The following is a 24,877-nucleotide window of genomic DNA, read 5'->3' on the forward strand; positions in this document are numbered from 1 at the left end:
TGTCAGCTTTCCAAATTCAGCGATTGCGCCAGTTCGTCGTCCATGGAATCGCTGGACTCATTCGGTCCGCGCGGCTTGAGGCCGAACTGGACCAGCAAAGGGGCCGCGATGAAGATCGACGAGTAGCTCGCCACTATAATACCCACGCTCAATGCCAGCGCGAAACTGCGAATATCCGCGCCGCCAAAGGCATAAAGCGGGATATGCGCGAGGAATGTCACGAAGGACGTCAGCAAGGTACGCGACAGCGTCTGGTTGATCGAGGCGTCGATGATGGCAGGCAGCGGCGCGCTTTTATAGACGCGCAGGTTCTCGCGCACGCGGTCATAGATCACCACCGTATCGTTCAGCGAATAGCCGATGATGGTCAGGATTGCCGCGACGCTCCACAGATTGAATTCCATGCGGAACACAATGAACATGCCCGCCAGAATGATGACGTCGTGCAGGGTCGACAGCACCGCACCAAGCGCAAGCTGCCAGCGGAACCGGACCCACACGTAAATGAAGATGCCGATCAGCGACAGAATGACCGCCAGAATGCCGGCGCGGGATAGCTGTTCCGAAACGGTCGGTCCAACGACTTCGACGCGCTGGAATGAATAATCCTGCTCGAACTCGCCGCGCAGCTTCACAGCGACGGTTTGTTCTGCATCGTCGCCGACTTCCTGACTGCCGATGATGACGAGCGCTGAGCGCGGAGATTTTGCCGGCAGGACACGCGCGCTGTCGATGTTGAGCTCGGTAAGCCGCTCCGTGATATCTTCCAGATTGGCGTCGCCGCTGCGCGCCTGCAGTTCGACCATCGAGCCGCCACGGAAATCGATGCCGTAGTTGAAGCCGATATTGACGAACAAGGCGACAACAATCGCGCAGGCAAGGACCGAAATGCCAAGCGTGACGAATTGGAGACGCATGAAGGGAATGTGCGTTACCGTCGGGACCAGTTTCAGGCGACGCTTCGGCACTTCCTTCGGCTTTGCCGTGCGCACCCATTGGGCGATCAGCAGGCGCGTGAAGGTGAGCGTGGTGAAGAGCGTCGTGCCGATACCGACCGCGACCGTCAGCGCGAAACCATGCACTGTTCCCGAGCCGAGCAGGAACAGGACGAGCGCCGCAATCAGCGTGGTAAGGTTCGCATCGATAATGGTTGAAAGAGCGCGATAAAAGCCGGATTCCATTGCCTGGACGACGGAATAGCCCTTGCGGCGATCTTCGCGCACACGTTCATAAATGAGGATGTGAGCGTCAACAGCCAGACCTATGGTCAGCACCAGACCGGCGATACTTGCAAGGCTGATCGATGCGCCGATCAGCGAGAGTATGGCTGTAAGGATGATGATGTTGACGGCGAGCGCGATCATCGCGATCACACCAAGGATGCCGTAGGACAAGACCATGAACAGGCCGACGAGCAGCGCGGCCAGTAAAGCGGCCAATGCTGCGGCGCTGGCGTAATCTTCGCCCAGAGCGGATGCAATCGTGCGCTCTTCCAGAACCGTAACGTTCTGCGGGAGCGCGCCCGAACGCAGCACGACCGCCATATTGTTGGCCGCCTGAAGATCGAAGGCACCGGAAATCTGCAGCTCATTCGTGTCGAGCTTTTCATCCACGGCAGGCGCGGATACGATCTGGTTATCGACAACGATGGCAAAGCTTCCGCCAACCAGTTGCGAGGTTGCTTCGGCGAGATTCTTTCGGCCCGCATCGTCCAGCGTCAGCGTAATGACCGGTTCCGTATCGTCGTCCGCGAGCGTCGCCTTGGCGTCGGTCACATTGGCGCCGGTCAGGATCGGCTGTTTCTTGACGAGGTAACCGACGGGCGGATCGTCGTAAGAGTAGATGACCTCGCTGTCGGCCGGCGGCGTTCCACGAATGGCGTCATCCGGCCCCATCGTGCTGTCGACAGCGCGGAAAGAGAAATTGCCCCGAACGCTGAGAATGTCTTTCAGAAGCTGCGCGTCGTAGACGCCAGGAACTTCGACCCGGATCTGATTGCGGTTTTCCGCTTCGACGAAGGGCTTGCCATATCCCAGTTCCTCGAGGCGCTGGCGCATGATGTTCGCCGTGAGCTCGAGCTCCCCTCGTCCCGGATTCTGCACTTGCAGGACCAGGCGCGAGCCGCCGGAGAGATCCAGCCCGAGGGCGATCTGCTGCTTTGGCAGGAAGCCTGGCAGTTTGGCCAGCGTTTCACGCGAGAAAAAGTTGGGGGAAGCGATGATGAAGCTCACGAGAACCGCGAGCCAGATCAGGGCAGATTTCCAGCGTGAAAAATAGAGCATAGAGCAGCAATTCCGTATCAGCTTGGATAGAGCAGGCCGGAGTTCACCTGTTGCGAACCGCTCTCCGGCGTCGTGGCGCGCACGTTCTGGCGCTTGCCGAATAATGCACAGGCCCCGGTTATGGAAATCTTACCGGGGCCTGCTTGTCGTAAAAGAATTACTTGTTCTTGTTGTCGGCGACAGGTTCGCCCTTCACGCGAACATCCATCAGGGTGCTGCGCATGACGCGGATGCGGACGCCTTCAGCAATTTCGACTTCGAGTTCGTTGTCATCAACGACCTTCTGAACCTTGCCGACAATGCCGCCGCCGGTGACAACGGTATCGCCGCGACGAACCTGAGACAGCATTTCCTGACGCTTCTTCATCTGGGTCCGCTGCGGGCGGATGATGAGGAAGTACATGATCACGAAGATCAGGATGAACGGCAGAATGCTCATGAGCATGTCTGGCCCAGCAGCGCCGCCGGATGCCTGAGCGAAAGCCGGTGTTACGAACATTAGGAACTCCTCTGAAGTCTCGAAGACAAATTATTATCGGCATTACAATGGTTAGCGCGCCAAATGCAACCGGCGATAACCCCGCCTGTGCCAAGGTCGCACACTTTTCGCCTCCGCTGTGGCATGTTAAGTCCATATTCCTATCATCAGGGACAAGAAATGACGACCGAAGACATACTCAGCCAGAAACTGGACCGTTTGATCGCCACTCTGGAACGCATTGCGCCGCCGGAAGCCAAAACACCCGATCTCGATGCCGCAGACTGCTTTGTCTGGGCACCGGAACGACTGACCCTTGATCCGGTCAAGCGTGTCAACCGAGTGGATATCGCGCTGATCCGTGGCGTAGATTTGGTGCGTGACCAGCTGGTGGACAATACCCGGCGCTTTGCAAAAGGTTTCCCGGCCAACAATGTGCTGCTCTGGGGCGCGCGCGGCATGGGCAAATCCTCGCTCGTCAAGGCTGCGCAGGCAAGCGTCAACGCCGAAATGCCGGAGCGGGTACCGCTCAAGCTGATCGAAATCCACCGCGAGGATATTGATAGCCTTCCTACCTTGATGAATCTCATCAAGGACACGGACTATTGCTTCATCCTGTTCTGCGACGACCTCTCCTTCGATCACGACGACACGTCGTACAAGTCGCTCAAGGCGGCGCTCGAAGGCGGCGTGGAAGGTCGTCCAGCCAATGTGATCTTCTATGCGACCTCGAACCGGCGCCACCTGATGCCGCGCGACATGATCGACAATGAGCGCTCGACGGCGATCAACCCTTCGGAGGCCATTGAAGAAAAGGTTTCTCTGTCAGACCGCTTCGGTCTCTGGCTCGGTTTCCATAAGTGCAGCCAGGACGATTATCTCGCCATGGTCGATGGCTATGCGGCCTATTTCAAGCTGGCTTACGATCCCGAAAAGATGCACGCCGAAGCGCTGGAATGGTCCACCACACGCGGAAACCGCTCGGGCCGTGTTGCATGGCAATATATACAGGATCTGGCGGGTCGCCTCGGCATAGCGATGTGAAACCACGATACCCCCATGACAAGAAAGGCGGGCCTTGGGGCCCGCCTTCTTTTTTATCTCGGTGGTGTATAAAGCGGGAGGTTCTCAAGTTGAACTGTCACCGCGCTTCAGGAACCGTCTTCTCGATCAGGATTCCAGATATTTGCTTGGATTGACCGGAGCGGAATTCTTGCGCACCTCGAAGTGCAGCTTCGGAGATTTCGCGTTGCCGCTCATGCCCGACTTTGCCACTTCTTCGCCGCGACGGACTTTCTGTCCGCGCTGAACCAGTATCTGGCTGTTGTGACCGTAAACGGTGACAAGGCCGTTGTCGTGGCGGATCAGAACCGTCTGGCCGAACTCCTTGAGGCCATCACCGGCATAGATGACGACGCCGTTTTCGGCAGCCTTCACCGAAGTTCCTTCCGGAACCATGATGTCGATGCCGTCGCTCACCGACGTGCCGTCACGCTGGCCGAAGCTTGCCAGAATACGGCCACGGACGGGCCAGCGCATCTGGGAAATTCCGGTTGAGGAAGGCGCTGCCGCCTGATCCTTCTCGGCATCCTCGATCACCTTGTTGCTCGCCTGCGGCGGCGTGTAAGGCTTGACATCGGCATTGGCGGCTGGCGCAGCAGCAGCCTTGGCCGGGTTTTCCGGCGGCTGCGAAACAGCTGCAACCTGTGTCGCGTTTCCTGCTGCGGCAGATGGAATTACGAGGGCCTGACCGACGCGGATGGCGCCGTTCGACAGTCCGTTGGCCTTCTTCAACTGCTCGACAGGCACATTGTGCTTCTGCGCGATGGAGAAGAGTGAATCGCCGCTCTTAACAGTATAGGTGCCATTCGGCGCTGGCGGTGTGGTAGCATTTGCCCCCGCCGAGGCCATGTCGGTTGCCGAAGGCTTCTTGCCGTTGACGGCGGGCGCCTGCGGCACGACCGCGATATTGTTATCCGTCGGTCGTGGTGCAGCCGGAGCAGCTGGAAGCTGACCCAGAACCTTTTCCTGCGCGCCGTTCACGGTATTGCGCGTAGCAGTGGCTGCGCTGGCAACCTTGGTTTCGGCTGCGTTGACCGTGTTGTTTACACGGTTTGCGGCCATGTCCTGTGCCTGCCCCACTTGGTTCTGGATGTGATTGGATGCCGCTGCAACCGGAGCCTGAACGGACTGGCGCGCTGCCGCGACAGGCGCAGCCATTGGCGCCGACGTCACCGGCGGCAGCGAATTGCGCTGGACCGAACCGCTGGAAGCGGGAGCTACAGGAGCCGCGGATGCATAAAGATCGCCAGCCGGCTGCTGTGCGACACGCTGACTGGACGTAGAGCCCGTACTGATACCATCAGTGAAGCGCATCGTATCGGCACTGCACCCGGCACCAAAACCGGCAATCAGAACGATCGCGACATTCCGCAGGAGACGTTCAGACGTGTGCTGCAAAATTTGTAAACGCATGTTCAACTCGCCCATACTCGAAACTCAGTAAGGTGATTAAAACGCGTTAATGTTACTCTCTGGTTAAGAACGACAAATCTTCGAAAAAAGATTCACCAATTAAATACCATAAGCGCACAAAGCGACGGGATGCCCTCCCCGACGAGGCCGGAAAGAGCCAAAGAGCCTTCTTTTTGACGAATCAATGCGTGTCGGTCACAGAACCGACGATACGCCTTCGATAAAAGGCTGGTAGCGAACCGCCATCAGGTCCTCCTGCTCGAATCGGCTGCCAACCTTGGCGATGCGCGTCATGACCTGCGGGCCATCGCCCGGACCGATGGGGGCAATCAGCACCCCATGCGTCGCCAGCAGATCAACGAAGTGACGCGGCACCTCGTCGAAAGCGAGCCAGATCAGGATACGATCAAACGGACCGCCCGGCATTCCATGACGACCATCGGCATGCTTGACCATGATGTTTTCACGCTTCAGCGACACGAATTGCTGCAAGGCGTGGTCGCAAAGCTTGCGGTAGCGTTCGACGGTCGTGACACGACCGGAAAGCGAAGACATGACAGCCGCCGTGAAACCGGAGCCTGTTCCGATTTCCAGAACCCGATGACCGGGCTCCAATTTCAGCGCAGCAATGGCGCGGGCCTGCTCATCGATGCCCTCCATGTACTCGCCGCAGTCGAGCGGCGCAGTGCGGGGGCTGTAGGCGAGATGAGACCATGCGGAGGCCAGAAAACTCTGGCGGGGCGTGGCCTCAATGGCTGCGAAGAGACGCGGATCGTCAATACCGTATCCGCGCATCCGCATGACGAAGGATGCAAATCCTTCCCTGTCCGAAAGCCGTGGGCGCTCAGACGCTGCCTGCCTCATGCTTCAACCCCAAGTGCTGCACTCAATTCTGCCCGAACCTTATGCGCGGTCAGATCAAGGTGCAACGGGGTGACCGAAATGCAATCGGAACGAATGGCCGCTATGTCGCTGTCGTCGGCCACGGGCGCCTTGCCGCGGCCGAAGTGCAGCCAGAAATAAGGGAAGCCGCGTCCGTCGCGGCGCTCATCGAGGCGCGCATCGTGGCTGAGCTTGCCTTGCGCCGTGACGCGTACGCCCTGCACTTCCTCCGGCCCGCAATTGGGGAAATTCAGGTTCAGGAGAACCCCCTCCGGCCAGCCGGCCTCCATCAGCTTTTTGATAAGGTCCGGCGCGTGAGCTTCTGCCGTTTCCCACGGAACGATACGGCGATCGCCTTCATATTCATATTCCTGCGACAGCGCGATGGCGCGTACACCCAGCAAGGTTCCTTCCATCGCACCGGCAACCGTACCCGAATAGGTTACGTCGTCGGCCATGTTCGCACCGGAATTGACGCCGGAGAGGACGAGATCGGGCGCGCCCGGCAGCACGTGGCGCACGCCCATGATGACGCAATCGGTCGGCGTGCCGCGCAATGCGAAATGGCGATCATCGATCTGCCGGAGACGGAGCGGCTCCGACAGTGTCAGCGAATGCGCGAGGCCGCTCTGATCGGTTTCGGGAGCGACGACCCAAACATCGTCGGAAAGCTTGCGTGCGATCCGCTCCAGAACTGCGAGGCCTTCAGCGTGGATACCATCATCGTTCGTCAGCAGAATTCGCACGTCGTCACTCCTTCATCTATCAATGATTCTGATTCACGCAGCTTTCTCGATCCGCGTGAGGCCGCCCATGTATGGCTGCAATGCTTCAGGAATATGAATGCTGCCGTCTTCTTCCTGATAATTTTCCATCACGGCGATAAGCGCACGACCGACGGCGACACCCGAACCGTTCAGCGTATGCACGAAACGGGTCGACTTTTCGCCTTCCGGACGATAGCGGGCATTCATGCGACGGCCCTGGAAATCGCCGCAGACCGAGCAGCTGGAGATTTCGCGATAGGTGTTCTGGCCGGGCAGCCACACTTCGATGTCATAGGTCTTCTGCGCGCCGAAGCCCATGTCGCCGGTGCAGAGCACGACTGTACGGAACGGCAGACCGAGGCGCTTCAGCACTTCCTCGGCACAGGCAGTCATGCGCTCGTGTTCTTCGATCGAGGTGTCGGCATCGGTGATCGACACCATTTCCACTTTCAGGAACTGATGCTGGCGCAGCATGCCGCGCGTGTCGCGGCCAGCGGAGCCCGCTTCCGAGCGGAAGCATGGCGTCAGCGCCGTATAACGCTGGGGAAGCGACTTCGCGTCAACGATTTCGTCGGCGACCAGATTGGTCAGCGGAACTTCGGCGGTCGGAATGAGCCAGCGGCCATCCGTGGTGCGGAAAAGGTCTTCCGAGAATTTTGGCAGCTGACCGGTTCCATAGACAGCTTCGTCGCGCACCATCAGCGGCGGCATCGTTTCGGTGTAGCCGTGCTCTGTCGTGTGGAGATCGAGCATGAACTGACCGAGCGCCCGTTCCAGACGCGCAAGCGGCCCTTTCAGCACCGTGAAGCGCGAACCTGCGAGCTTCGCAGCGCGCTCGAAATCCATGTAGCCGAGCGCCTCGCCCAACTCGAAATGTTCCTTCGGCTGGAAGGCGAAATTGCGCTGGTTGCCGATGCGGCGGATTTCGACATTGTCGCTTTCATCCTTGCCGAGCGGCACGTCTTCGAGCGGAACATTGGGGATGGACGACAGCGCGTCGTTCAACTCCCTGGTCAGGCGACGTTCCTCGTCTTCGGCCTGAGCAAGGAAATCCTTCAACTCGGCAACTTCCGCCTTCAGCTTGTCAGCCGTTGCTGCATCCTTCGCAGCCATGGCCTTGCCGATTTTCTTCGAGGCGGCGTTGCGACGCTCCTGCGCGGCCTGAACCTTGCCGACATATTCGCGGCGTTTCTCGTCCAGCGCCATCAGTTCGGACGACAGCGACTGAGCCCCACGCTTGGCGAGCGCTTTGTCGAGGGTTTCAGGGTTTTCGCGTATCCATTTGATGTCGAGCATGGGAAAAGCCGTTTCGTGAAATTGAACAGGAGCGAGGCCGCACAACCTGCGACCTCACAGAATCAACGTGACAAATCAGGATGATGAAGCGTTGTTCTCGGCGTCGGAAGCTTCCTGTGCCTCATCCCGCTTCTTCTCGATCATGCGAGCCACGATGATTGAAATCTCGTAGAGAAGGATCGTCGGCAAGGCAAGGCCGATCTGGCTCGCCGGATCAGGCGGTGTCAGCACAGCCGCGACGATGAAAGCGATGACGATTGCGTATTTGCGCTTGTCTTTGAGACCCGCCGAAGTCACCAGCCCGACGCGCGCCATCAGGCTGGTCACGACCGGCAGCTGGAAGACGAGACCAAACGCAAAGATGAGCGTCATGATGAGGCTCAGATATTCCGATACTTTCGGCAGGAGTGAAATCTGCACTTCGCCGCTGCCGCCGGTCTGCTGCATGGCGAGGAAGAACCACATCACCATCGGCGTGAAGAAGAAATAGACGAGTGCGCCGCCCATCAAAAACAGGATCGGCGAAGCAATCAGGAATGGCAGGAACGCCATGCGTTCATGCTTGTAGAGGCCCGGCGCAACAAACTTGTAAATCTGCGCGGCAATGATCGGAAATGCCAGCACGATGCCCCCGAACATTGCGACCTTCACCTGTGTGAAGAAGAATTCCTGTGGCGCAGTATAGATCAGTTCTGCCTTCGAGCGGTCCATGCCCGCCCAGTCGAGCGCCCACTGATAGGGCACGACAAGCAGGTTGAAGAGCTGTTTGGCGAAAGCGAAACAGAAAACAAATGCCACGAAAAATGCCAGAATTGCCCAGATCAGGCGGCGGCGCAGTTCGATCAGGTGCTCAAGCAGAGGCGCTGCGCTCTGTTCGATTTCGTCCTCGTCGCGTTTCACGCTTTGGTTCCTGTCTTCTTCGTGGTCTTTTTGGCAGGCGCGGCAGTAGCCTTTGCAGTTTCCGGTTTCGCCGCTGCGGGCTTTTTGGCAGCAGGCTTTGCGGCGGAAACCGCCTTCGGGGCCGCTTTCGCTTTGGCTGTCCTGGCTTCGGTCGCTTTGTTCTCTGCCTTCGGTGCAGCCTTGCGGGTGGTTTTCTTCGGCGCTACGGCTTTTTCCGCGGCTGGCTCCACAGCAGGCGGAACCGGTGCGCCACCGGCATCAACCGGCGTGGTCACTTCAGCGACTTTTTCAGGCGTAGCCGGAGACATGGAAGTCGTGGACTGAAGGCCTGCGCGCAAATCATCACCGGCGCTGCGAATCGGATCGAACACCTGCGTGATCTTCGAGCGCGGGTCCAGCTTGCGGGTCTCGTCGATGATGTTCTTGACGTCCTCAAGCTCGGCCTCTTTCAAGGCTTCGTCGAACTGCTGCTTGAACTCGTTGGCGGTAGCGCGCATGCGCGCGGTTGCCTTGCCAAATGCCCTCAGCATCTTCGGCAAATCCTTGGGACCGACCACCACGATCATCACGATCGCAATAATCAGAAGTTCAGACCAACCGATGTCGAACATATTCTTGATACCCCGCGCAATTCGCGCGCGCGTCCCGTCTTTCGGCGGAAAACCGCACTTTTAAATGGCAAAATATGCTGCGCGCGCTTTCCCGCACGCAGCATGCTTTATCCGTCAGATCAGGACTTGGTGGTTTTCTTGACGTCGTTGACGGTTTCGTCAGCCTTGGCGTCGATCGTACGACCTGAATCCCTGGCTTCATCCTTGGCGTCTTCGTCGGACATGCCCTGCTTGAAGTTCTTGATGCCCTTGGCAACATCGCCCATCAGCTCGGGAATCTTGCCGCGGCCGAACAGAAGAAGCACAACCGCCAGGACGATCAGCCAGTGCCAGATGGAAAAGCTACCCATTTTATTCCTCTCATTGCCGCGAGCGCGGCATGTTCCTGCAATGCCAGTTACGATTTAAGCGCTTTCAACAAATCTTTCAAACAGAAGTGTGACGGTGAACGGCTTTGCGACAAATAAAATTGGCTGCAAAGGCCAGACTGGGACTATTCACCGCGTGGGGCGAGCAAGCCAAGGCTTTCCAGATCGATATCTTCAAGCGGCTCTTCGTCTTCCGTCAGTTCATCCGGGTCGATGTTCGGCACGGGGACGGCGAAACTCGACGGCATGCGCGCAGAGAGGAGCCCTGCCCCGCGCAATTCCTCCAATCCCGGCAGATCGCGGATCTCCGGAAGGCCAAAATGGTCGAGAAACGCATCCGTCGTCCCATAGGTGACCGGGCGACCGGGCGTGCGGCGGCGTCCGCGCAACTTGATCCAGCCGGTCTCCATCAAAACGTCAAGCGTACCCTTCGAGGTCTCGACACCGCGAATGTCTTCCAGCTCGGCGCGCGTGACGGGCTGATGATAGGCGATGATGGCCAGCACTTCCATCGCAGCGCGCGAGAGCTTGCGCTGCTGCACGGCTTCGCGGCTCATGAGAAAGGCGAGATCCGGAGCGGTGCGAAACGCCCATGCGCCGCCCACCTGAACCAGATGCACGCCGCGCGTTTCATATATCTTCTGCAGATGCTTCAAAACCGGGGCAATGTCCACATTGGCGGGCAGACGCTCCGCCAGTGCGCGTTCGGAAACGGGTTCCGAAGACGCAAAGACAATCGCCTCGACAATGCGCGCAAGCTCGGCCAGCCCCTGCGTCGAGACAGAAACCTCCGTTTCGATCTGATCGTCGTCGCTATCGATTTCAGCCAGATTTCGACGTTCCGCCTCAGACATCCTCATCCTCATCCAATTCGCTCAGGTCGCCCGTCGCCCTTATATAGATCGGCTCGAAAGGAGCGTTCTGCCTTACTTCCAGCTTCCCTTCGCGCACAAGTTCGAGACTGGCGGCGAAGGAACTGGCAAGTGCCGAAGCCCTTTCGCGCGGTGAAAGGGCATAATCGATCAGGAAGCGATCCAGCGATATCCAGTCCCCCACCGATCCCATCAGGCGCACAAGCGCCACGCGCGCTTCCTTCAGCGACCAGACAGCCCGCTTGGCGATCTGCACCTGTGAAACCGCCTGCCGCTGCCGTTGGGAAGCATAGGCGGTAAGAAGGTCGTACAGCGTTCCAGAAAACTGGCTGGTCCTGTCGACCATCACCATTTCCGGCATGCCGCGCGCAAAGACGTCCCGCCCCAGCCGGTTGCGGTTGACGAGCTTGGCCGCCGCGTCGCGCATGGCTTCAAGTCGCTTCAAACGATAATGCAGCGAAGCGGCCAGTTCTTCACCGGTCGCCCCGTCATCCCCCTGCTGCTTCGGGATCAGCAGCTTCGACTTGAGATAGGCAAGCCAGGCAGCCATGACGAGATAATCGGCAGCAAGTTCAAGGCGCAAGGCGCGCGCCTGCTCCACGAACACCAGATACTGCTCGGCAAGCGCCAGAACGGAAATACGGGCGAGATCGACACGCTGGCTCCGTGCGAGATGGAGCAGCAGATCGAGCGGTCCTTCAAATCCCTGCACATCGATGAGCAGCGACGGTTCGCTTTCGCTGCGTTCGGTGTCGCCCTGCCACAGCGCATCCATCGGCACGAGCGTGCCGTCTTTGCCGTCTGTGTCTGCTCCCGATGCTGCCAAGCCCGTTTCCCTGCCGATAAGGTTCACCGGCAGATCAATCCGCCGATGATGTCAGTTTACCAAGTTTTGACGATTACGCTATCAGTTCGAACATGGCGCTGAATTCCGCACGCAGTTCTTCCTCGTCGGAAAGATCGGGGTCGCCCGCGTAGACTTCAGCCAGGTCGGCGCGGCGCTTTGCCTTGCCTTCAAGAACCGGCACGCGCGCTGCAACTTCCTTCAGTTCTTCCATCACGCCTGCGCAATAGAGAACCACATCGCAGCCCGCCCCGATGATGCCGTCCGCAATGTCGCCGAGGCTGCCCGAGAGCGCCTTCATGGAAATGTCGTCGCTCATGACAAGTCCGTCGAACTGGATCACATCGCGAATGATGGTGTTGATGACGGTTGGCGACAGTGTCGATGGGCGTTGCGGGTCGATGCAATCGAAAACGACGTGAGCCGTCATTGCCATCGGCAGGTCGTTGAGCGCCTTGAACGGCACGAAATCATGTGCGACCAGTTCGTTGAGAGGAACGGTGACGCGGGCGAGTTCCTTGTGCGTGTCGGCAAATGCACGGCCATGTCCGGGCATATGCTTGACCACAGGCAGCATTCCGCCAGCCAGCAAGCCTTCCGCAGCGGCCCGGCCCATTTCGGCTACCGCATGCGGATTCTTGGAATAGGCGCGTGCGCCGATGACGTCATGCGCGCCTTCCACAGGCACGTCCAGCACCGGCAGGCAATCCACATTGACGCCGACCCTGAGCAAGTCGAATGCATGCAGGCGGGCATGAAGCCATGCAGCACGCAGGCCCGCCTCGCGGTCGCGCGCGTAAATCGCGCCCACTTCCGAGGCTGAGGGGTAGTTCGGCACAAGCGGCGGGCGGAGGCGCTGCACGCGGCCACCTTCCTGATCGATGAAAACAGGGGTCTGGTCGCGTCCCGTCAGGTCACGCATATGCGCCGTCAGCTCGGAAACCTGTTCCAGACTTTCGACATTGCGAGCAAAAAGAATGAAGCCCCAGGGCCTTTCATCACGGAAGAACGCGATCTCGTCTTCCGTCAGTTTCGTTCCCGACACACCGGCAATCCATGCCTTGCAGTCTTTCATGCGCTCTTCCCCAAAATTGTCTGGAAATGCTGTACTCGAACAACCCTGCCCCGGTTTAACCGAAAAAATCGGGGCTTGGTAGTGGACCATGAAAAAGGGCGACCTAAGCCGCCCTTTTGATATTCAGTGCCTGATCGATCACTGCGTGACGAAGCAGCTGCCGCCAGCGGATTTGAGACGTGCGCACAGCGCGGATGCATCTTCCTTCGTGCCGCCCTGAACGCGGACACGATAGTAAGTGCCCTTGCCCGGAATGTCGGCCCGCTTGATGTCCACGCTGCGACCGCCGATCACGCTGCCAAACTTCTGGGCCATGTTCGCATAGGACTTCTGGGCCAGTTCAGCCGATGGCTGCGAAGCGATCTGGATGAAGTAACCGCCTGCACCTGCCGCCGATGCAACCTGCGGCGCAGCCGGTGCGGGAGCCGGGTTGGCAGCAGCCGGGGCCTGCGTACGCTGCGGCACGTTGCCGACGATATTGACCGGCTGTTCAGCAGGCCGCGACGGCACCACCGGAGCACGGACGGGAAGACGCGGAGCTTCCGCCGCAGGCTGTGGCTGCGGAGCCGGTGCCTGTGTCTGTGTCTGGGACTGAGCGGCGGGTGTTACAGGCGCATTGCCTGCTGCAAGCGCGGCGATTTCGTCGCCACCAGCAGGCGCTGCGGGCTGCGCGCTGTTTGCCGGAGGCATTTGCGAAGCGGTTTCTTCCGGCGCCGAAGAAGGCTGAACGATGGAGCCATCCGGCCGCACGATCATGGTTTCCACTTCGCGCGGCTGAACCAGCGGCGCATTGCGGTTGCTGTCCTGATTCACGGCCGGAGTATTATTCGCAACCGGCTGCTCGTCAGGGGTGTTGTCCACCATGTTCTCGCTGTCGTCCGTGCCCGAAATATCGACGGGCTCTTCGCCGGACGTGATCAGCGACTTTTGTTCCGGATTGTTCGGCAACGTACCGGCAACGCGATCATAAACCGCCTTGTCCTGGTTCGGAACCGTCGCACCGCCCGGATTCTCCGGCTGCATCTTGATCGGCTGATTGTCGGCGCGAATCACGACCGGTTCACCGGAACCGCTGCCGCCGAGGAAATGGTAGCCGATCCCGCCAAGCAGCACGGCCACACCGGCCACGCTTGCCAGGATAAGGCCGCGACGACCGCGAACCGGGCGATTGCGATAGGCTTCGGCAGCGCTGCCAAGGTCATCTTCGGCCTGCATCGCGGCGCGTTCGCCATAGTCGCCAGCTTCGAGCGGCTGTGCGCCCTGAGCGGCCCAATGATTGTAGAAATCGTCCTCATTGCCCAACTGGCCGGAGGGCTGCGCCGGAGCCTGCGTCGTCGCCTGCGAGCGGCCATATGCCCCCGCAGCCGTGGCAGCGCCAACGCCCAACGCGGCAGCACCCACCGCGGCGCCAAGGCCCGCGCCGGAATCCGGCAGATAGCTGGAGGCGCTTTCGCGGAATATGTCCTCGAAAGCCCTGTCAGCTTCGCTCTGTGCATCGGATTTCGCCGCTTCATCGACGCCAACCGTATTGAAGACCTCTGCGAATTCCGCTTCTAGATCCGTCAGTCCGGCATTGTTTTCTTCTTCGCCGTAATTGATTTCCGGCAGATCTAGGGAATGCGTCTGCTCGACCTTTTCTTCGGCCACGCTCAGCGTTTCAACTTCCGGCGCAGGTGCGCTGACCGCAGCCCCGTGAGCCGTCCCGAACGGCGAGAACGGAGCTGGTGAAGCCCGGTAATCATCATCCGAACGCACAGCATGCGCATAAGCCGTTGCTTCCGCTTCCGGCTCCGCGCTCAGATCAAGATCATCTTCGGTGAAGAAATCCTCTTCGGTGAAAGCGTTCTCGTCCGGCAGCCTGGAAACGTCGCCCGATGGCTCGAAGCCGAAATCATCTTCCGAGAGGCTGATTTCATCCAGTTCCGACAGATCGTCGTCGGTTCCCTCGGCAGCAATTGGAGCCGCGCCTTCCTCGGCATCGAAAGAAAAATCGTCGTCGAAGGAGAAATCGTCTTCGTTGTCGACAGATGATGCCGATTCCACTGCGGGCGCGTAGTCGGCCTGCGGCGCCCTTGCTACCGCATCCTGCCCTGCAACTCCCGAAGCGAAATTGCTCCGGGTATAATACGGGTATGCGGAAGGAGTTGCCTGCGGCGTGTAGTCGTATCCCTGCTCCGACGGCGCGACGGCTTCCGCTACGTCGTCATGGGCCGGCTCGTCGAGTTGCAGATCATCGAAATGAAAGTCGTCCAGCTCAGGCGCATCCTGATATCCAGAATTCTGCACCGGTGCGACATCGTGATGGACATCCGGCGATTCGGCGGGCGCAACATGCGAGAAATAAGTCTCGTCATGCGATGCAAGCTCAGGGGATGCGGGCTGCGGCTCGTCGCCAAACAGAAGATTTTCCAGTTCGTCTTCAAGCGAAACCGGCGCGGAAACTGCAGCATAGGACGGCTGTTCGGGCTCGACAGCCTGAACATTCCAGTCATGGTGACGTGCCGACTGGTAAGCCTCTTCATGCGGCTCAATGGCTGGCTGATAGATCGTCGGATCGTAATCGGTCTGATCGATATGAAGGGGCTCGATAGTTTCCCTGCGACCATACACGGAAGACGGCGCGGTGAATTCATCCGCGTTCGAATCGCGAGCAGCCGAATAGTCGTTATAGTCGAATTGCGGCACGGGCTCGGTGCGATCGGCTTCCTCAAACTCAAGCGTCTCGAAGGAAGGGGTTTCCGCTTCAGGAGCCAGCTCATCCTCATCCATCTGAAGATCGAGCTCGTCTTCCAGAGCGGAAGCAAGTTCTTCCTCATGTATCAGAGGTGCGCCAGACTGATGAGAATCATCGTGCGCCAATGCGGCTGCGAACTGCGACTGGTCCACAGGCTGGGAATAATCGCTGAAATCGCCGAGCAGCTCGCGTTCCAGATCCAGAGAGGGATCAAAGCCGGGATCGGTTCTGTCCTCGAAATGAGTATTCCCAAACTGAGTGGGGCGGCGCTCATTCCAAGCGACGTTGTCATCAGCAGGCGTGCCGAAGTCCATGATCCGCGACAGTTCCATCAGCGGGTCGTCTTCGTGCAACGGACGCTCGCCGTAATTACGGGGATTTGCACTGCTGTCCGTCATAGCGTGTTCCTAACTCAAACCCTGGACGCCGCAAGACGTCTCCATACATTGCTTTTTTAGCGAGGCAATGTGGGCAAAAGTTGACGGAAGTTTCCTGCGCCAGAAGGAAGACCAATGACTTGCGTTCATTATGGCCTTCCACCCGTTCGACTTGCCAACTTTTGCCTTCAATCAGTCTTTCGACCTGAAAAGCTTCATGACAGTCGCCTGGTCTCCGGAATCATCTCGAGCCGCATATTCCGGCCCGCAGACTGCGGAGACCATTCTTCGAGTATAATCCGTCTCAAAAGGTCTTCACCTTCCAAACTATACTCTAGCGCATTTCCGTTGGAGCATCCGCACCGATTATCGTCAATCCGGAGGTCAGCACATCGGAAACAACCTGTACCAGCCCTAGCCTGGCTAGCGACAAGTCTGGATCGTTAACCTTAATAAAACGTAAGTCCGGGTTCTCCGTGCCTCTATTCCATTGCGAATGGAACGCGCTGGCGAGGTCATAGAGGTAGAAAGCAAGCCGGTGCGGCTCCTGATGAATGGCCGCAGCCTCGATCAGGCGCGGATATTCCGCGAGCTTGCGAACGAGCGCGATTTCGCTTTCATCGGTAAGCTTGGTGAAATTCGCAGCCATGCCGACCCGGTCGAGATCGGCCAGCCCGAGCTGATCGGCTGCCTGACGGAAAACAGAATGGCAACGCGCGGAAGCATACTGCACGTAGAAGACCGGATTGTCCTTCGACTGTTCCGTCACCTTGGCAAAATCGAAGTCCAGCGGCGCGTCGTTCTTCCGGTAAAGCATCATGAAACGGACCGGATCGCGGCCCACTTCGTCCACCACGTCGCGCAGCGTGATGAACTCGCCTGCCCGCTTCGACATGCGCACAGGCTCACCGTCGCGGAAAAGCTTGACAAGTTGGCAGAGCAGCACCGTCAGCTTCGCCTTGCCGTCGGAAACAGCCCTTGCAACCGCTTCCAGACGCTTGACGTAGCCGCCGTGATCGGCGCCCAGCACATAAATCATCTCGTTGAAGCCGCGGTCGTATTTGTCCTTGAAATAGGCAACGTCGCCGGCAAAGTAAGTGAAAGCACCGTCAGATTTCATCAGCGGACGGTCAATGTCGTCACCCACTTCGGTCGAACGGAACAAGGTCTGCTCGCGATCTTCCCAGTCCTCGGGAAGCTGGCCCTTGGGCGGCGGCAGCTTGCCCTTGTAGACATGACCCTTGAGCGTCAGGTCGTTGATTGCATTGCGAATCGCGCGGGCGTGATCGACATGCAGCTTGCGTTCGGAGAAGAACACGTCATGGTGCACATTGAGCGCATCGAGATCGGCGCGGATCATCGCCATCATGGCATCGATCGTGCGATCCTTCACCAGAGCAAGCGCTTCGGCTTCCGGCATTTCGAGAAGCCTGGTGCCGAATTCCTTTGCAAGTTCCTGGCCGACCGGAACGAGATAGTCGCCGGGATAAAGGCCTGACGGAATTTCGCCGATATCTTCGCCGAGCGCCTCGCGGTAACGCACCATGACGGAGCGCGCCAGCACATCGATCTGCGCACCCGCGTCGTTGATGTAGTATTCCTTGACCACATCATAGCCTGCAAATTTCAGCAGGTTGGCCAGAACATCGCCCACGACTGCGCCACGGCAATGGCCCACATGCATGGGTCCGGTCGGATTCGCCGAAACATATTCGACATTGACCTTCGTGCCGGAGCCGAGCTTGGAACGGCCGAAATCCGTGCCTTCGTTGAGCATCGCCGCGAGTTCGCGCTGCCAGTAGCTGGCCTTGAGACGCAGATTGATGAACCCCGGACCGGCAACATCGACGGTTTCAACATCTTCGTCCGAGGCAAGGGCCTCGGCGATGCGGCTGGCAAGTTCACGCGGGTTCTGGCCGACAGCCTTGGAAAGCACCATTGCAGCATTGGTGGCGATATCGCCATGGGAAGCATCTCGCGGCGGCTCGACACCAATGCGCGAGAGGTCCAGTTCGCTACCGTCTTTCGGTTTCAGATCAATATCTTGCAACGTCTTTTTGATACGTGCGTCGAAATCTGCAAAGATATTCATGGTCTGTCCTGTCAGGCTTACGCCGGGCTTTGTTTTGTCGCATTGTCCGATGCAAAACCGCTTCGCACTTTTGGCTCGAAAATGCCTTGATTTTCTGCGGAATCCAGCCGGTTTGCCGACAATGCCGCTTCGTTTAGCCCCGATTAAGCTAAATCGGGTGTGCGGTCAAACAATCGTCGGTGTTCTCGCACGGCATAATTGTCAGTCATCCCGGCAAGATAGTCGGCAACCCGCCGCGCCCGTGCCGCTTCATCCAGCCTCTCGCAGCCCGATTGCCACTCGGGCGGCATGTTTGACGGGTTGGTGAAACAGACATCAAAAAGATCCTGCAATATCTTGTCGGCGGCGTGCCTGCGCACCACGACGCTGTCGTGGAAATAAAGATTCTTGAAGAGAAACCGCTTCAGCACCTTTTCATCGGTTCGCATGGCGTCGGAAAATGCCACCAGCGCGCGCGATTGGTCATGCACGGCATCCACGCTCATCGGTTTTGCCTCGGCCAGGCGGCGCTGCGCTTCCTCGATCACGTCTTCCACCATGATCGTGATCTGCCTGCGCACCAGTTCATGTCCGGTTCGCACGGGGTCGAGATCGGGATAACGCGTCCGCACCAGATCGAGCAGGCGTTTCGTCAACGGCACTTCGTCCAGTGCATCGAGGCTCAAAAGCCCTGCCCGCAAGCCGTCATCGATATCATGGGCATTGTAGGCGATATCGTCGGCAATGGCTGCGCACTGCGCTTCCAGACTGGCAAATCGCGTCAATTCCAGATCATAGCGTTCGTTGAAATCGAGAATCGGCAGCGGAACCGGAATATCCGGATGCGTCGCATGAGCGCCCAGCAAGGGGCCGTTGTGCTTGACCAGCCCTTCCAGCGTCTCCCATGAGAGATTAAGGCCATCGAAATCGGCGTAGCGATGCTCAAGCTTGGTCACGATTCGGAGCGACTGCGCATTGTGATCAAAGCCGCCAAACGCTTTCATACGCTCGTTGAGCGCCTCCTCGCCCGTATGGCCGAATGGCGTGTGACCGAAATCATGCACAAGCGCCACCGCTTCGGCCAGATCTTCATCGAGCCGCAACGCGCGGGCCAAAGCGCGGGCAATCTGGGCAACTTCTATCGTGTGCGTGAGACGCGTGCGGTAATGATCGCCCTCATGGGCGATGAAAACCTGTGTCTTGTGCTTCAGGCGACGAAAGGCAGTGGAATGGATGATCCGGTCGCGGTCGCGCTGGAACGGCGTGCGGGTCGGGCTTTCCGGCTCCGGTACCAGACGGCCACGGCTGCGCGCAGGATCACAGGCATAGGGCGCGCGTTCGCGATAACCAAAGCCTATTCCTTCCAGCGACATTGCGATGCATCCCTCACTGTAATATGATTACACAAACCGGTGCGGACCCGGTACAGACATTGACTTCCGCTATTCGCGTTCATAGCTATCAGCTAATCATGAAGGCAAGTATGCGGCTATCGGAATTCTGGAGAAATCGTCCGGTTCGATATTCGCATTTGCAAACGGAACAAGGCAGATGACAGGCATTACCGTTTCAGATTCCGCGGCAAAGCGGATCGCCAAGATTCTCGGGTCGGAACCGGGAAAGACCGCCCTTCGCGTTTCTGTCGAAGGCGGCGGGTGTTCCGGTTTCTCCTATAAGTACGATCTGGTCGACGAGCAGACCGACGACGACATCGTTATCGAAAAGCTCGGCGCGAAGGTGCTGATCGATTCCATTTCGGTTCCCTATATGGATGGTTCGGAAATCGATTTCGTCGACGATCTGATGGGACAGTCGTTCCAGATCCGCAATCCGAACGCCACTTCGGCCTGCGGCTGCGGAACCAGCTTCGCCATCTAACTGGCACCCACGAAAAAATTAAAACCGGCTGCCATGTGGGCGGCCGGTTTTTTCATCGCTGCGGGAAAACAACCGGCCTCAAACCTTTACCGAAGCGACCGTCGCCTCGATGTGGTCCACCAGCGCATCCGGCAGGGCGAGACGACCGGCCAGCATATCCAGATATCCGCGTTCGGCCCGGTTATCCGGGTCTATTGCAAGTCGGGAAGCCGTATAAAGCTCGACCTTCTGTTCCTCAGTCTGCGCGGCTGAAACCAGAACATCGAGATCAACCGGATCGGCAAGTTCCTTTTCAAGGAAGGCTTCCGCCTCATCGTCCAGACCGGAAATCCTCACCTTCTCCATGATGCGAGCGCGCTCGGCGTCGTCGATATGGCCGTCGGCTTTGGCAGCGGCAATCATCGCCTGCACAAGCGTCAGCGCAAAACTGTTGCTCATTGCCGGAGATTGCGGGTGAAACGGAGAATCGGCCGGAGGCGGCGGAAGAAGTTCAGGCTCCTTCGCAACGGGCTGTTCTGCCGTCTGCGGCGCCTGACCGGATTTGTAATTCTTGTAGGCAAGATATCCCAAACCGGCGATGGCGGCGATGCCGCCCACGGTCGCCACATTGCCCGCGAGCTTGCGCCCGGTCTTCGTGCCAAGAATGGCGGCGGCAATGGCGCCTGTCGCAAGCGGGTTCTTCTTTGCCAGATCGGTCACCTGCCCGGCCTTGTCGCGAACGCTTCCCGACGTACCGGGTATTTGTGATCCCAGAAACTGTTCGAGAAGTTTCTTGGCGTCGAACATTCGAATATCTCCTGTTTGGCTCCTGTCCAGAGCAGATAGGAATGCCAAACCGCCAATCAAAGGGGCGCGCGCCGAAATATGAGCGGATAGTGAAATTGCAGCCGATGAAAAGCTGTGACGCGCGATTGCACGCTGCTTGCCCTCACCTCCCCAAGCGCATAATCATAGCGGTATGAAAATCGCGACCTGGAACATCAACGGCGTCAAAGCCCGCATCGACAATCTCCTGCACTGGCTGAAGGAGTCATCCCCCGACATTGTCTGTCTGCAGGAAATCAAATCGGTCGATGACCAGTTTCCGCGACTGGAAATCGAAGCGCTCGGCTATCATGTGGAAACACACGGCCAGAAAGGCTTCAACGGCGTAGCCCTTCTGTCGAAAAAATCGCCGGATGAGATCAATCGCGGCCTTCCCGGCGACGATAGCGATGAACAGGCGCGCTTCATTGAGGGTGTCTATTCGACCGACAAGGGTGTTGTCCGTGTCGTTTCGCTTTACCTGCCGAATGGCAATCCGGTGGACACCGAGAAGTTTCCCTACAAGCTTTCGTGGATGCAGCGGCTGGAGCTTTGGGCCAGAGACCGCCTCGCCCTTGAAGAGCCGCTCGTGCTTGCGGGTGACTATAACGTCATTCCTGAACCGGAAGACGCCAGAAATCCGGGCCAGTGGGTTGGCGATGCGCTCTTCCAGCCGCAATCGCGCCAGGCATTCCGCAGGCTGGAGAATATGGGGTTCACCGATGCAATCCGTGCGTCAACGGATGAAGCCGGGATTTACTCGTTCTGGGATTATCAGGCCGGTGCATGGCAGAAGAACAACGGCATCCGCATCGACCATCTGATGCTGTCGCCGGAAGCGGCCAACCGCTTCATATCGAGTGACGTGGAAAAGCACGTCCGTGCCTGGGAAAAACCATCCGACCATGTGCCGGTTACGATAAGGCTTGCGGTCTGAGAAGACCCAAATCAAAGACGATCAGAAATCGCCCTTGTAATCGCCGGAGAGAGCAATCGCGTTGCGGCGGTCGGCTTCACCGGCAATCGAGAACGCCTGTTCCTGCATATCGCGTATCCACGGGCAATCCTCGGCGGGGCAGCGTTCGAAAGCCGCCGTCATCATGGCAAGGCCGCGAACGGTCTTGCCGGCCTGAAACAGCATGTTTCCAAGCATGGCCTGCGCACCGGCATTGCCTTTCTTGGCTGCAAGCTGGAACCAGCGGGCTGCCTGGACGGAATTGCGTTCTCCGCCATCTCCATCGAGCAGCATCTTGCCAAGCTCGAACTGGGCTGCGGAATCACCGAAATTCGATGCAGCCTGCACATAAAGATCGCGCGCCATGCTCGGATTGGCATTAACCGGCGACCCCGGGATGCCGCGCTTTACATAGCCTGCGAGCGCCACGAGGGCGTCCGCCACATAGGAGTCGTTTTCCGAACCCGGCTCCGAACCTTCGCGAACGATCTTTTCAAAAATCTTGTAGGCTTCGTAGTCGTTTTCAGGCACGCCGTCGCCATCGGCATACATGCGTGCCAGTTTCCACTTGGCGCCCTGATGACCGCGATCCGCAGCATAGCGCAGCGCCTTGATTGCTTCGTCCTTATGACCATTCTTGTAGGCGGAGAAGCCGAACTTGAAGAGTTCAAACGGGCTTCTCGACTTTTCTGAATCGTCATTGAGATCGAAAGCAAAGGCGCTGTTGCAGGCAATGGCGAAGCCGAGAGCCATGGCAAGGGCGCTATATGAAAAACTGCGGATACGCATCACAACGCTGGTCTTTCACACTCAGTGGAGGAAACATTCATGGAGGACAGAATGCACGCTGTTTTCGTCAAGACTGAGACCCGATCTTGGCCGAAAAAAGCCTTGCCATGATGGGAAAGAATAAAAGGTGCGTGAACAGGGTTCACCCTGTTCCCAATCCGTTTGCCGTGCAACAACGCGCCCTTCGTCATTCCTGCCTGTCCTGTTGGAGCTTGCGGCTCCCAATATTTTGGTGGCTTCTGCCTTTCCAATGATCGGTGACGCCTGTTTGTGGCGGGAAATGGGCAAAATCTACCATAGCTCTTTCTAGCCTAAAGCATCGGTAAAGACTGTTGCTAATTGACAACAAACCGGCTGTTGTTGCGACCGGAAATCCGCTCCTGTTGACGCCATCGACACGAGCCCGCAGTCTGTCTCAATCAAGGATGCAAGGGAGTCGGGAAGCGCACCCATGAGCAGATACCGCCGTCCCTACAGACGTCCCTATCGCCAGTTCCGCAAAAGCAATGGCATAAGTTTTCGCAGTATCCTTTTGACTATATTGCTTTTTTCTTTTTTAGCCGTGCTGATCGCCTATCTGCCGATCCGGTCGGCACCCAGGGAGGCATTGGCGGGTCCGGTCTATGTGATTGACGGCGACACGGTAATCCTTGGCAAGATTCATATACGCCTCAAGGGTATCGACGCGCCGGAGATGCAGCAGCAATGTATCCGGGCTGGAACGTCTTACGATTGCGGCAGGGAGGCCCGTAACCTTCTGCGATCCAGAATCGGCAAGTCCTCGATTCGCTGCGAGACGGAAGGACGAGATCAGTATGGCCGCGAACTGGCGCGCTGTTATCTTGGAGAAACCGATCTCAACGGCTGGATGGTCGAACAGGGCTGGGCCGTTTCCTACGGCGATTATCAGCGAGAGGAAAGAGATGCCCGTCGCGGCCAGCGCGGCATCTGGGCCGGAAAATTCGAGCAGCCGTCCCTGTGGCGCAAGGAACATCACCGCCTGAACGCTGAACAGCCAACCGAACACAGGCCGCCCCTGGCTGTAATTCGCGATGCGTTTAACTATATAAGGGAACACATTCGCACCTTCATTGAAATGATCTATCCCCAATGATCTATCCTCAATGAACTATCCACGGAGCTGATGGAATTCATGGAAAAACTGGACGAGCTCAAACACTCGATCCGGGCCTGCCGTATCTGTCGCGACACACCGCGGTTTCCGCCGCCCCTGCCGCACGAGCCCAATCCCGTCTGTATCGTCTCGGATACCGCGAAGATCGGTATTTGCAGCCAGGCTCCCGGCATTCGCGTCCATAACACATCGTTGCCGTTCAACGACCCGTCCGGGGATCGCCTGCGGCAATGGCTCGGCGTGTCACGCGAAGAGTTTTATGATCCGTCACGCTTCGCCATCGTACCGATGGGCTTCTGCTTCCCGGGCTATGACAAACATGGCGGCGATCTTCCGCCGCGCCGCGAATGCCGCCAGACGTGGCATGACCGCGTTTTCGCCGCGATGCCGCAGCTGGAATTCATTCTGGTGGTCGGGCAATACGCCCTTGCCTATCACCTGCCCGACTATCGGGGCCGCAATCTGACCGAGACCGTCAGGAACTGGCGGCATTTCATGGAGACGCCCAATCAGGCGGGGCGAATCGCGCTGCCCCTGCCTCATCCTTCCTGGCGCAACTCCGGCTGGCTCAAGCGAAATCCGTGGTTCGACGCTGAAGTGGTGCCTGTTCTTCAGGCAAAAGTGCGACACCTCATCGGCGACGATAAATAATTTTTACTCCGTTCGTTTTCATCAGAATATTTTTCCTGTAACTTCCGGTCATTGCAAACCATAAGGTATGACGTTTCACCTATTCGCAAAGTTCGGGAAACGATTTCTAAAACCGGGAACGGAAACGCATGGACAGGCTCGACAGGAAGATACTGCGCTTATTGCAGGAAGACGCGACACTTGCGGTGGCAGACGTTGCCAAGAAAGTTGGCCTTTCCACGACGCCGTGCTGGCGCCGCATCCAGAAGCTGGAAGAAGATGGCGTCATCAAGCGCCGTGTGGCCATTCTCGATCCGGTTCGCGTCAATGCGCGGGTAACGGTGTTCGTATCGGTGCGCACAAGCTCGCACAGCCACGAATGGCTGAAGCGCTTTTCCGAAGTGGTTCAGGAATTTCCTGAAGTCATCGAATTCTATCGCATGAGCGGTGACGTGGATTATCTGCTGCGCGTGGCCGTGCCGGACATTGCCGCTTATGACGCCTTCTACAAGCGCCTGATCAGCAAGATCGAAATCCGCGACGTGTCGTCGTCGTTCGCCATGGAGCAGATCAAATACACGACCGAACTGCCGCTCGACTACATGGTGCTCGACAAAGACAACAACTAGAGCAGCTCCAGTTAAAACGGAATCG

Annotated in this window: 23 protein-coding genes; 6 read left to right on the forward strand and 17 right to left on the reverse strand. The window is 58.2% G+C overall.

All coding sequences use genetic code 11. The annotated features are described in order from the left end of the window. Positions 1-2: 2 nt before the first annotated feature. Positions 3-2,282 carry a protein translocase subunit SecDF gene (gene secDF / locus JNC63_RS04865; RefSeq protein WP_006472113.1) on the reverse strand — a complete coding sequence of 760 codons (2,280 nt, stop codon included), beginning with the start codon at positions 2,280-2,282 and terminating at the stop codon, positions 3-5. Between the two features lie 157 nt (positions 2,283-2,439). Continuing rightward, positions 2,440-2,781: a preprotein translocase subunit YajC gene (gene yajC / locus JNC63_RS04870; RefSeq protein ID WP_006466672.1), complete on the reverse strand. Its 342-nt coding sequence runs from the start codon at positions 2,779-2,781 to the stop codon at positions 2,440-2,442. A gap of 159 nt (positions 2,782-2,940) precedes the next feature. Here yajC and JNC63_RS04875 point away from each other — a divergent pair, with 159 nt between their 5' ends. Next, the gene (locus JNC63_RS04875; RefSeq protein WP_006472112.1) at positions 2,941-3,804 is read left to right on the forward strand and encodes an ATP-binding protein; all 864 of its coding nucleotides are present in this window, start codon (positions 2,941-2,943) and stop codon (positions 3,802-3,804) included. A 126-nt stretch (positions 3,805-3,930) separates the two neighbouring features. Here JNC63_RS04875 and dipM read toward each other — a convergent pair whose 3' ends face one another. The 13 genes from dipM to JNC63_RS04940 all read right to left on the reverse strand — a co-directional run bounded on the left by dipM (position 3,931) and on the right by JNC63_RS04940 (position 19,405). Continuing rightward, positions 3,931-5,250, reverse strand: a complete 1,320-nt coding sequence (gene dipM / locus JNC63_RS04880; RefSeq protein WP_036565417.1) for a cell division endopeptidase DipM — start codon at positions 5,248-5,250, stop codon at positions 3,931-3,933. Between the two features lie 180 nt (positions 5,251-5,430). Beyond that, positions 5,431-6,099 carry a protein-L-isoaspartate(D-aspartate) O-methyltransferase gene (locus JNC63_RS04885; RefSeq protein ID WP_006466669.1) on the reverse strand — a complete coding sequence of 223 codons (669 nt, stop codon included), beginning with the start codon at positions 6,097-6,099 and terminating at the stop codon, positions 5,431-5,433. Then, positions 6,096-6,863 carry a 5'/3'-nucleotidase SurE gene (surE, locus tag JNC63_RS04890; RefSeq protein ID WP_006466668.1) on the reverse strand — a complete coding sequence of 256 codons (768 nt, stop codon included), beginning with the start codon at positions 6,861-6,863 and terminating at the stop codon, positions 6,096-6,098. Before surE ends, JNC63_RS04885 begins: the two co-directional genes overlap by 4 nt. Before the next feature lie 33 nt (positions 6,864-6,896). After that, positions 6,897-8,180, reverse strand: coding sequence for a serine--tRNA ligase (gene serS / locus JNC63_RS04895; RefSeq protein WP_063882612.1), 1,284 nt, complete (start codon positions 8,178-8,180; stop codon positions 6,897-6,899). Between the two features lie 75 nt (positions 8,181-8,255). Then, positions 8,256-9,080: a twin-arginine translocase subunit TatC gene (gene tatC / locus JNC63_RS04900; protein WP_006466666.1), complete on the reverse strand. Its 825-nt coding sequence runs from the start codon at positions 9,078-9,080 to the stop codon at positions 8,256-8,258. After that, entirely contained in the window at positions 9,077-9,691 is a 615-nt protein-coding gene (tatB, locus tag JNC63_RS04905; RefSeq protein WP_006471752.1) for a Sec-independent protein translocase protein TatB, read from the reverse strand. The genes tatC and tatB overlap by 4 nt, the downstream gene beginning before the upstream one ends. A 119-nt stretch (positions 9,692-9,810) precedes the next feature. Next, complete coding sequence (locus JNC63_RS04910; RefSeq protein WP_006466664.1) at positions 9,811-10,041, reverse strand: twin-arginine translocase TatA/TatE family subunit; 231 nt, start codon at positions 10,039-10,041, stop codon at positions 9,811-9,813. Between the two features lie 143 nt (positions 10,042-10,184). After that, a complete protein-coding gene (gene scpB / locus JNC63_RS04915; RefSeq protein ID WP_006471753.1) occupies positions 10,185-10,913 on the reverse strand; it encodes an SMC-Scp complex subunit ScpB in 729 nt (242 codons plus the stop codon). Continuing rightward, complete coding sequence (locus JNC63_RS04920) at positions 10,906-11,757, reverse strand: segregation and condensation protein A (RefSeq protein WP_006471754.1); 852 nt, start codon at positions 11,755-11,757, stop codon at positions 10,906-10,908. Before JNC63_RS04920 ends, scpB begins: the two co-directional genes overlap by 8 nt. A gap of 73 nt (positions 11,758-11,830) precedes the next feature. Beyond that, positions 11,831-12,850 carry a beta-N-acetylhexosaminidase gene (gene nagZ, locus JNC63_RS04925; protein ID WP_021585052.1) on the reverse strand — a complete coding sequence of 340 codons (1,020 nt, stop codon included), beginning with the start codon at positions 12,848-12,850 and terminating at the stop codon, positions 11,831-11,833. Between the two features lie 138 nt (positions 12,851-12,988). Further along, the gene (locus JNC63_RS04930; RefSeq protein ID WP_063882614.1) at positions 12,989-15,982 is read right to left on the reverse strand and encodes an SPOR domain-containing protein; all 2,994 of its coding nucleotides are present in this window, start codon (positions 15,980-15,982) and stop codon (positions 12,989-12,991) included. A 313-nt stretch (positions 15,983-16,295) separates the two neighbouring features. Next, entirely contained in the window at positions 16,296-18,053 is a 1,758-nt protein-coding gene (gene argS, locus JNC63_RS04935; protein ID WP_006471757.1) for an arginine--tRNA ligase, read from the reverse strand. A 143-nt stretch (positions 18,054-18,196) separates the two neighbouring features. Next, on the reverse strand, positions 18,197-19,405 hold the full coding sequence (locus JNC63_RS04940) for a deoxyguanosinetriphosphate triphosphohydrolase (protein ID WP_100652709.1): 1,209 nt from the start codon (positions 19,403-19,405) through the stop codon (positions 18,197-18,199). Positions 19,406-19,583: 178 nt separating this feature from the next. Here JNC63_RS04940 and erpA point away from each other — a divergent pair, with 178 nt between their 5' ends. Next, on the forward strand, positions 19,584-19,910 hold the full coding sequence (gene erpA / locus JNC63_RS04945) for an iron-sulfur cluster insertion protein ErpA (protein WP_006471759.1): 327 nt from the start codon (positions 19,584-19,586) through the stop codon (positions 19,908-19,910). Between the two features lie 78 nt (positions 19,911-19,988). Here the strand turns inward: erpA and JNC63_RS04950 are convergent, their stop codons facing one another. After that, positions 19,989-20,696, reverse strand: coding sequence for a tellurite resistance TerB family protein (locus tag JNC63_RS04950; protein ID WP_006471760.1), 708 nt, complete (start codon positions 20,694-20,696; stop codon positions 19,989-19,991). Between the two features lie 172 nt (positions 20,697-20,868). Between JNC63_RS04950 and xth the strand changes: the two genes are divergently transcribed. Continuing rightward, positions 20,869-21,651 (forward strand): exodeoxyribonuclease III, encoded by a 783-nt coding sequence (xth, locus tag JNC63_RS04955; protein WP_025091413.1) that lies wholly within the window; start codon positions 20,869-20,871, stop codon positions 21,649-21,651. A 21-nt stretch (positions 21,652-21,672) separates the two neighbouring features. Here xth and JNC63_RS04960 read toward each other — a convergent pair whose 3' ends face one another. Further along, positions 21,673-22,458, reverse strand: a complete 786-nt coding sequence (locus JNC63_RS04960; RefSeq protein WP_039852538.1) for a tetratricopeptide repeat protein — start codon at positions 22,456-22,458, stop codon at positions 21,673-21,675. A 451-nt stretch (positions 22,459-22,909) separates the two neighbouring features. Here JNC63_RS04960 and JNC63_RS04965 point away from each other — a divergent pair, with 451 nt between their 5' ends. The 3 genes from JNC63_RS04965 to JNC63_RS04975 all read left to right on the forward strand — a co-directional run bounded on the left by JNC63_RS04965 (position 22,910) and on the right by JNC63_RS04975 (position 24,852). Beyond that, positions 22,910-23,572 (forward strand): thermonuclease family protein, encoded by a 663-nt coding sequence (locus tag JNC63_RS04965; protein ID WP_006471763.1) that lies wholly within the window; start codon positions 22,910-22,912, stop codon positions 23,570-23,572. 30 nt (positions 23,573-23,602) lie between these two features. Further along, a complete protein-coding gene (locus tag JNC63_RS04970; protein ID WP_006466650.1) occupies positions 23,603-24,244 on the forward strand; it encodes a uracil-DNA glycosylase family protein in 642 nt (213 codons plus the stop codon). A gap of 128 nt (positions 24,245-24,372) precedes the next feature. Further along, positions 24,373-24,852: an Lrp/AsnC family transcriptional regulator gene (locus JNC63_RS04975; protein WP_006466649.1), complete on the forward strand. Its 480-nt coding sequence runs from the start codon at positions 24,373-24,375 to the stop codon at positions 24,850-24,852. The last annotated feature ends 25 nt before the right edge of the window (positions 24,853-24,877 follow it).

Source organism: Brucella ciceri (genome assembly GCF_041930145.1).
Classification (GTDB): Bacteria; Pseudomonadota; Alphaproteobacteria; order Rhizobiales; family Rhizobiaceae; genus Brucella; species Brucella intermedia.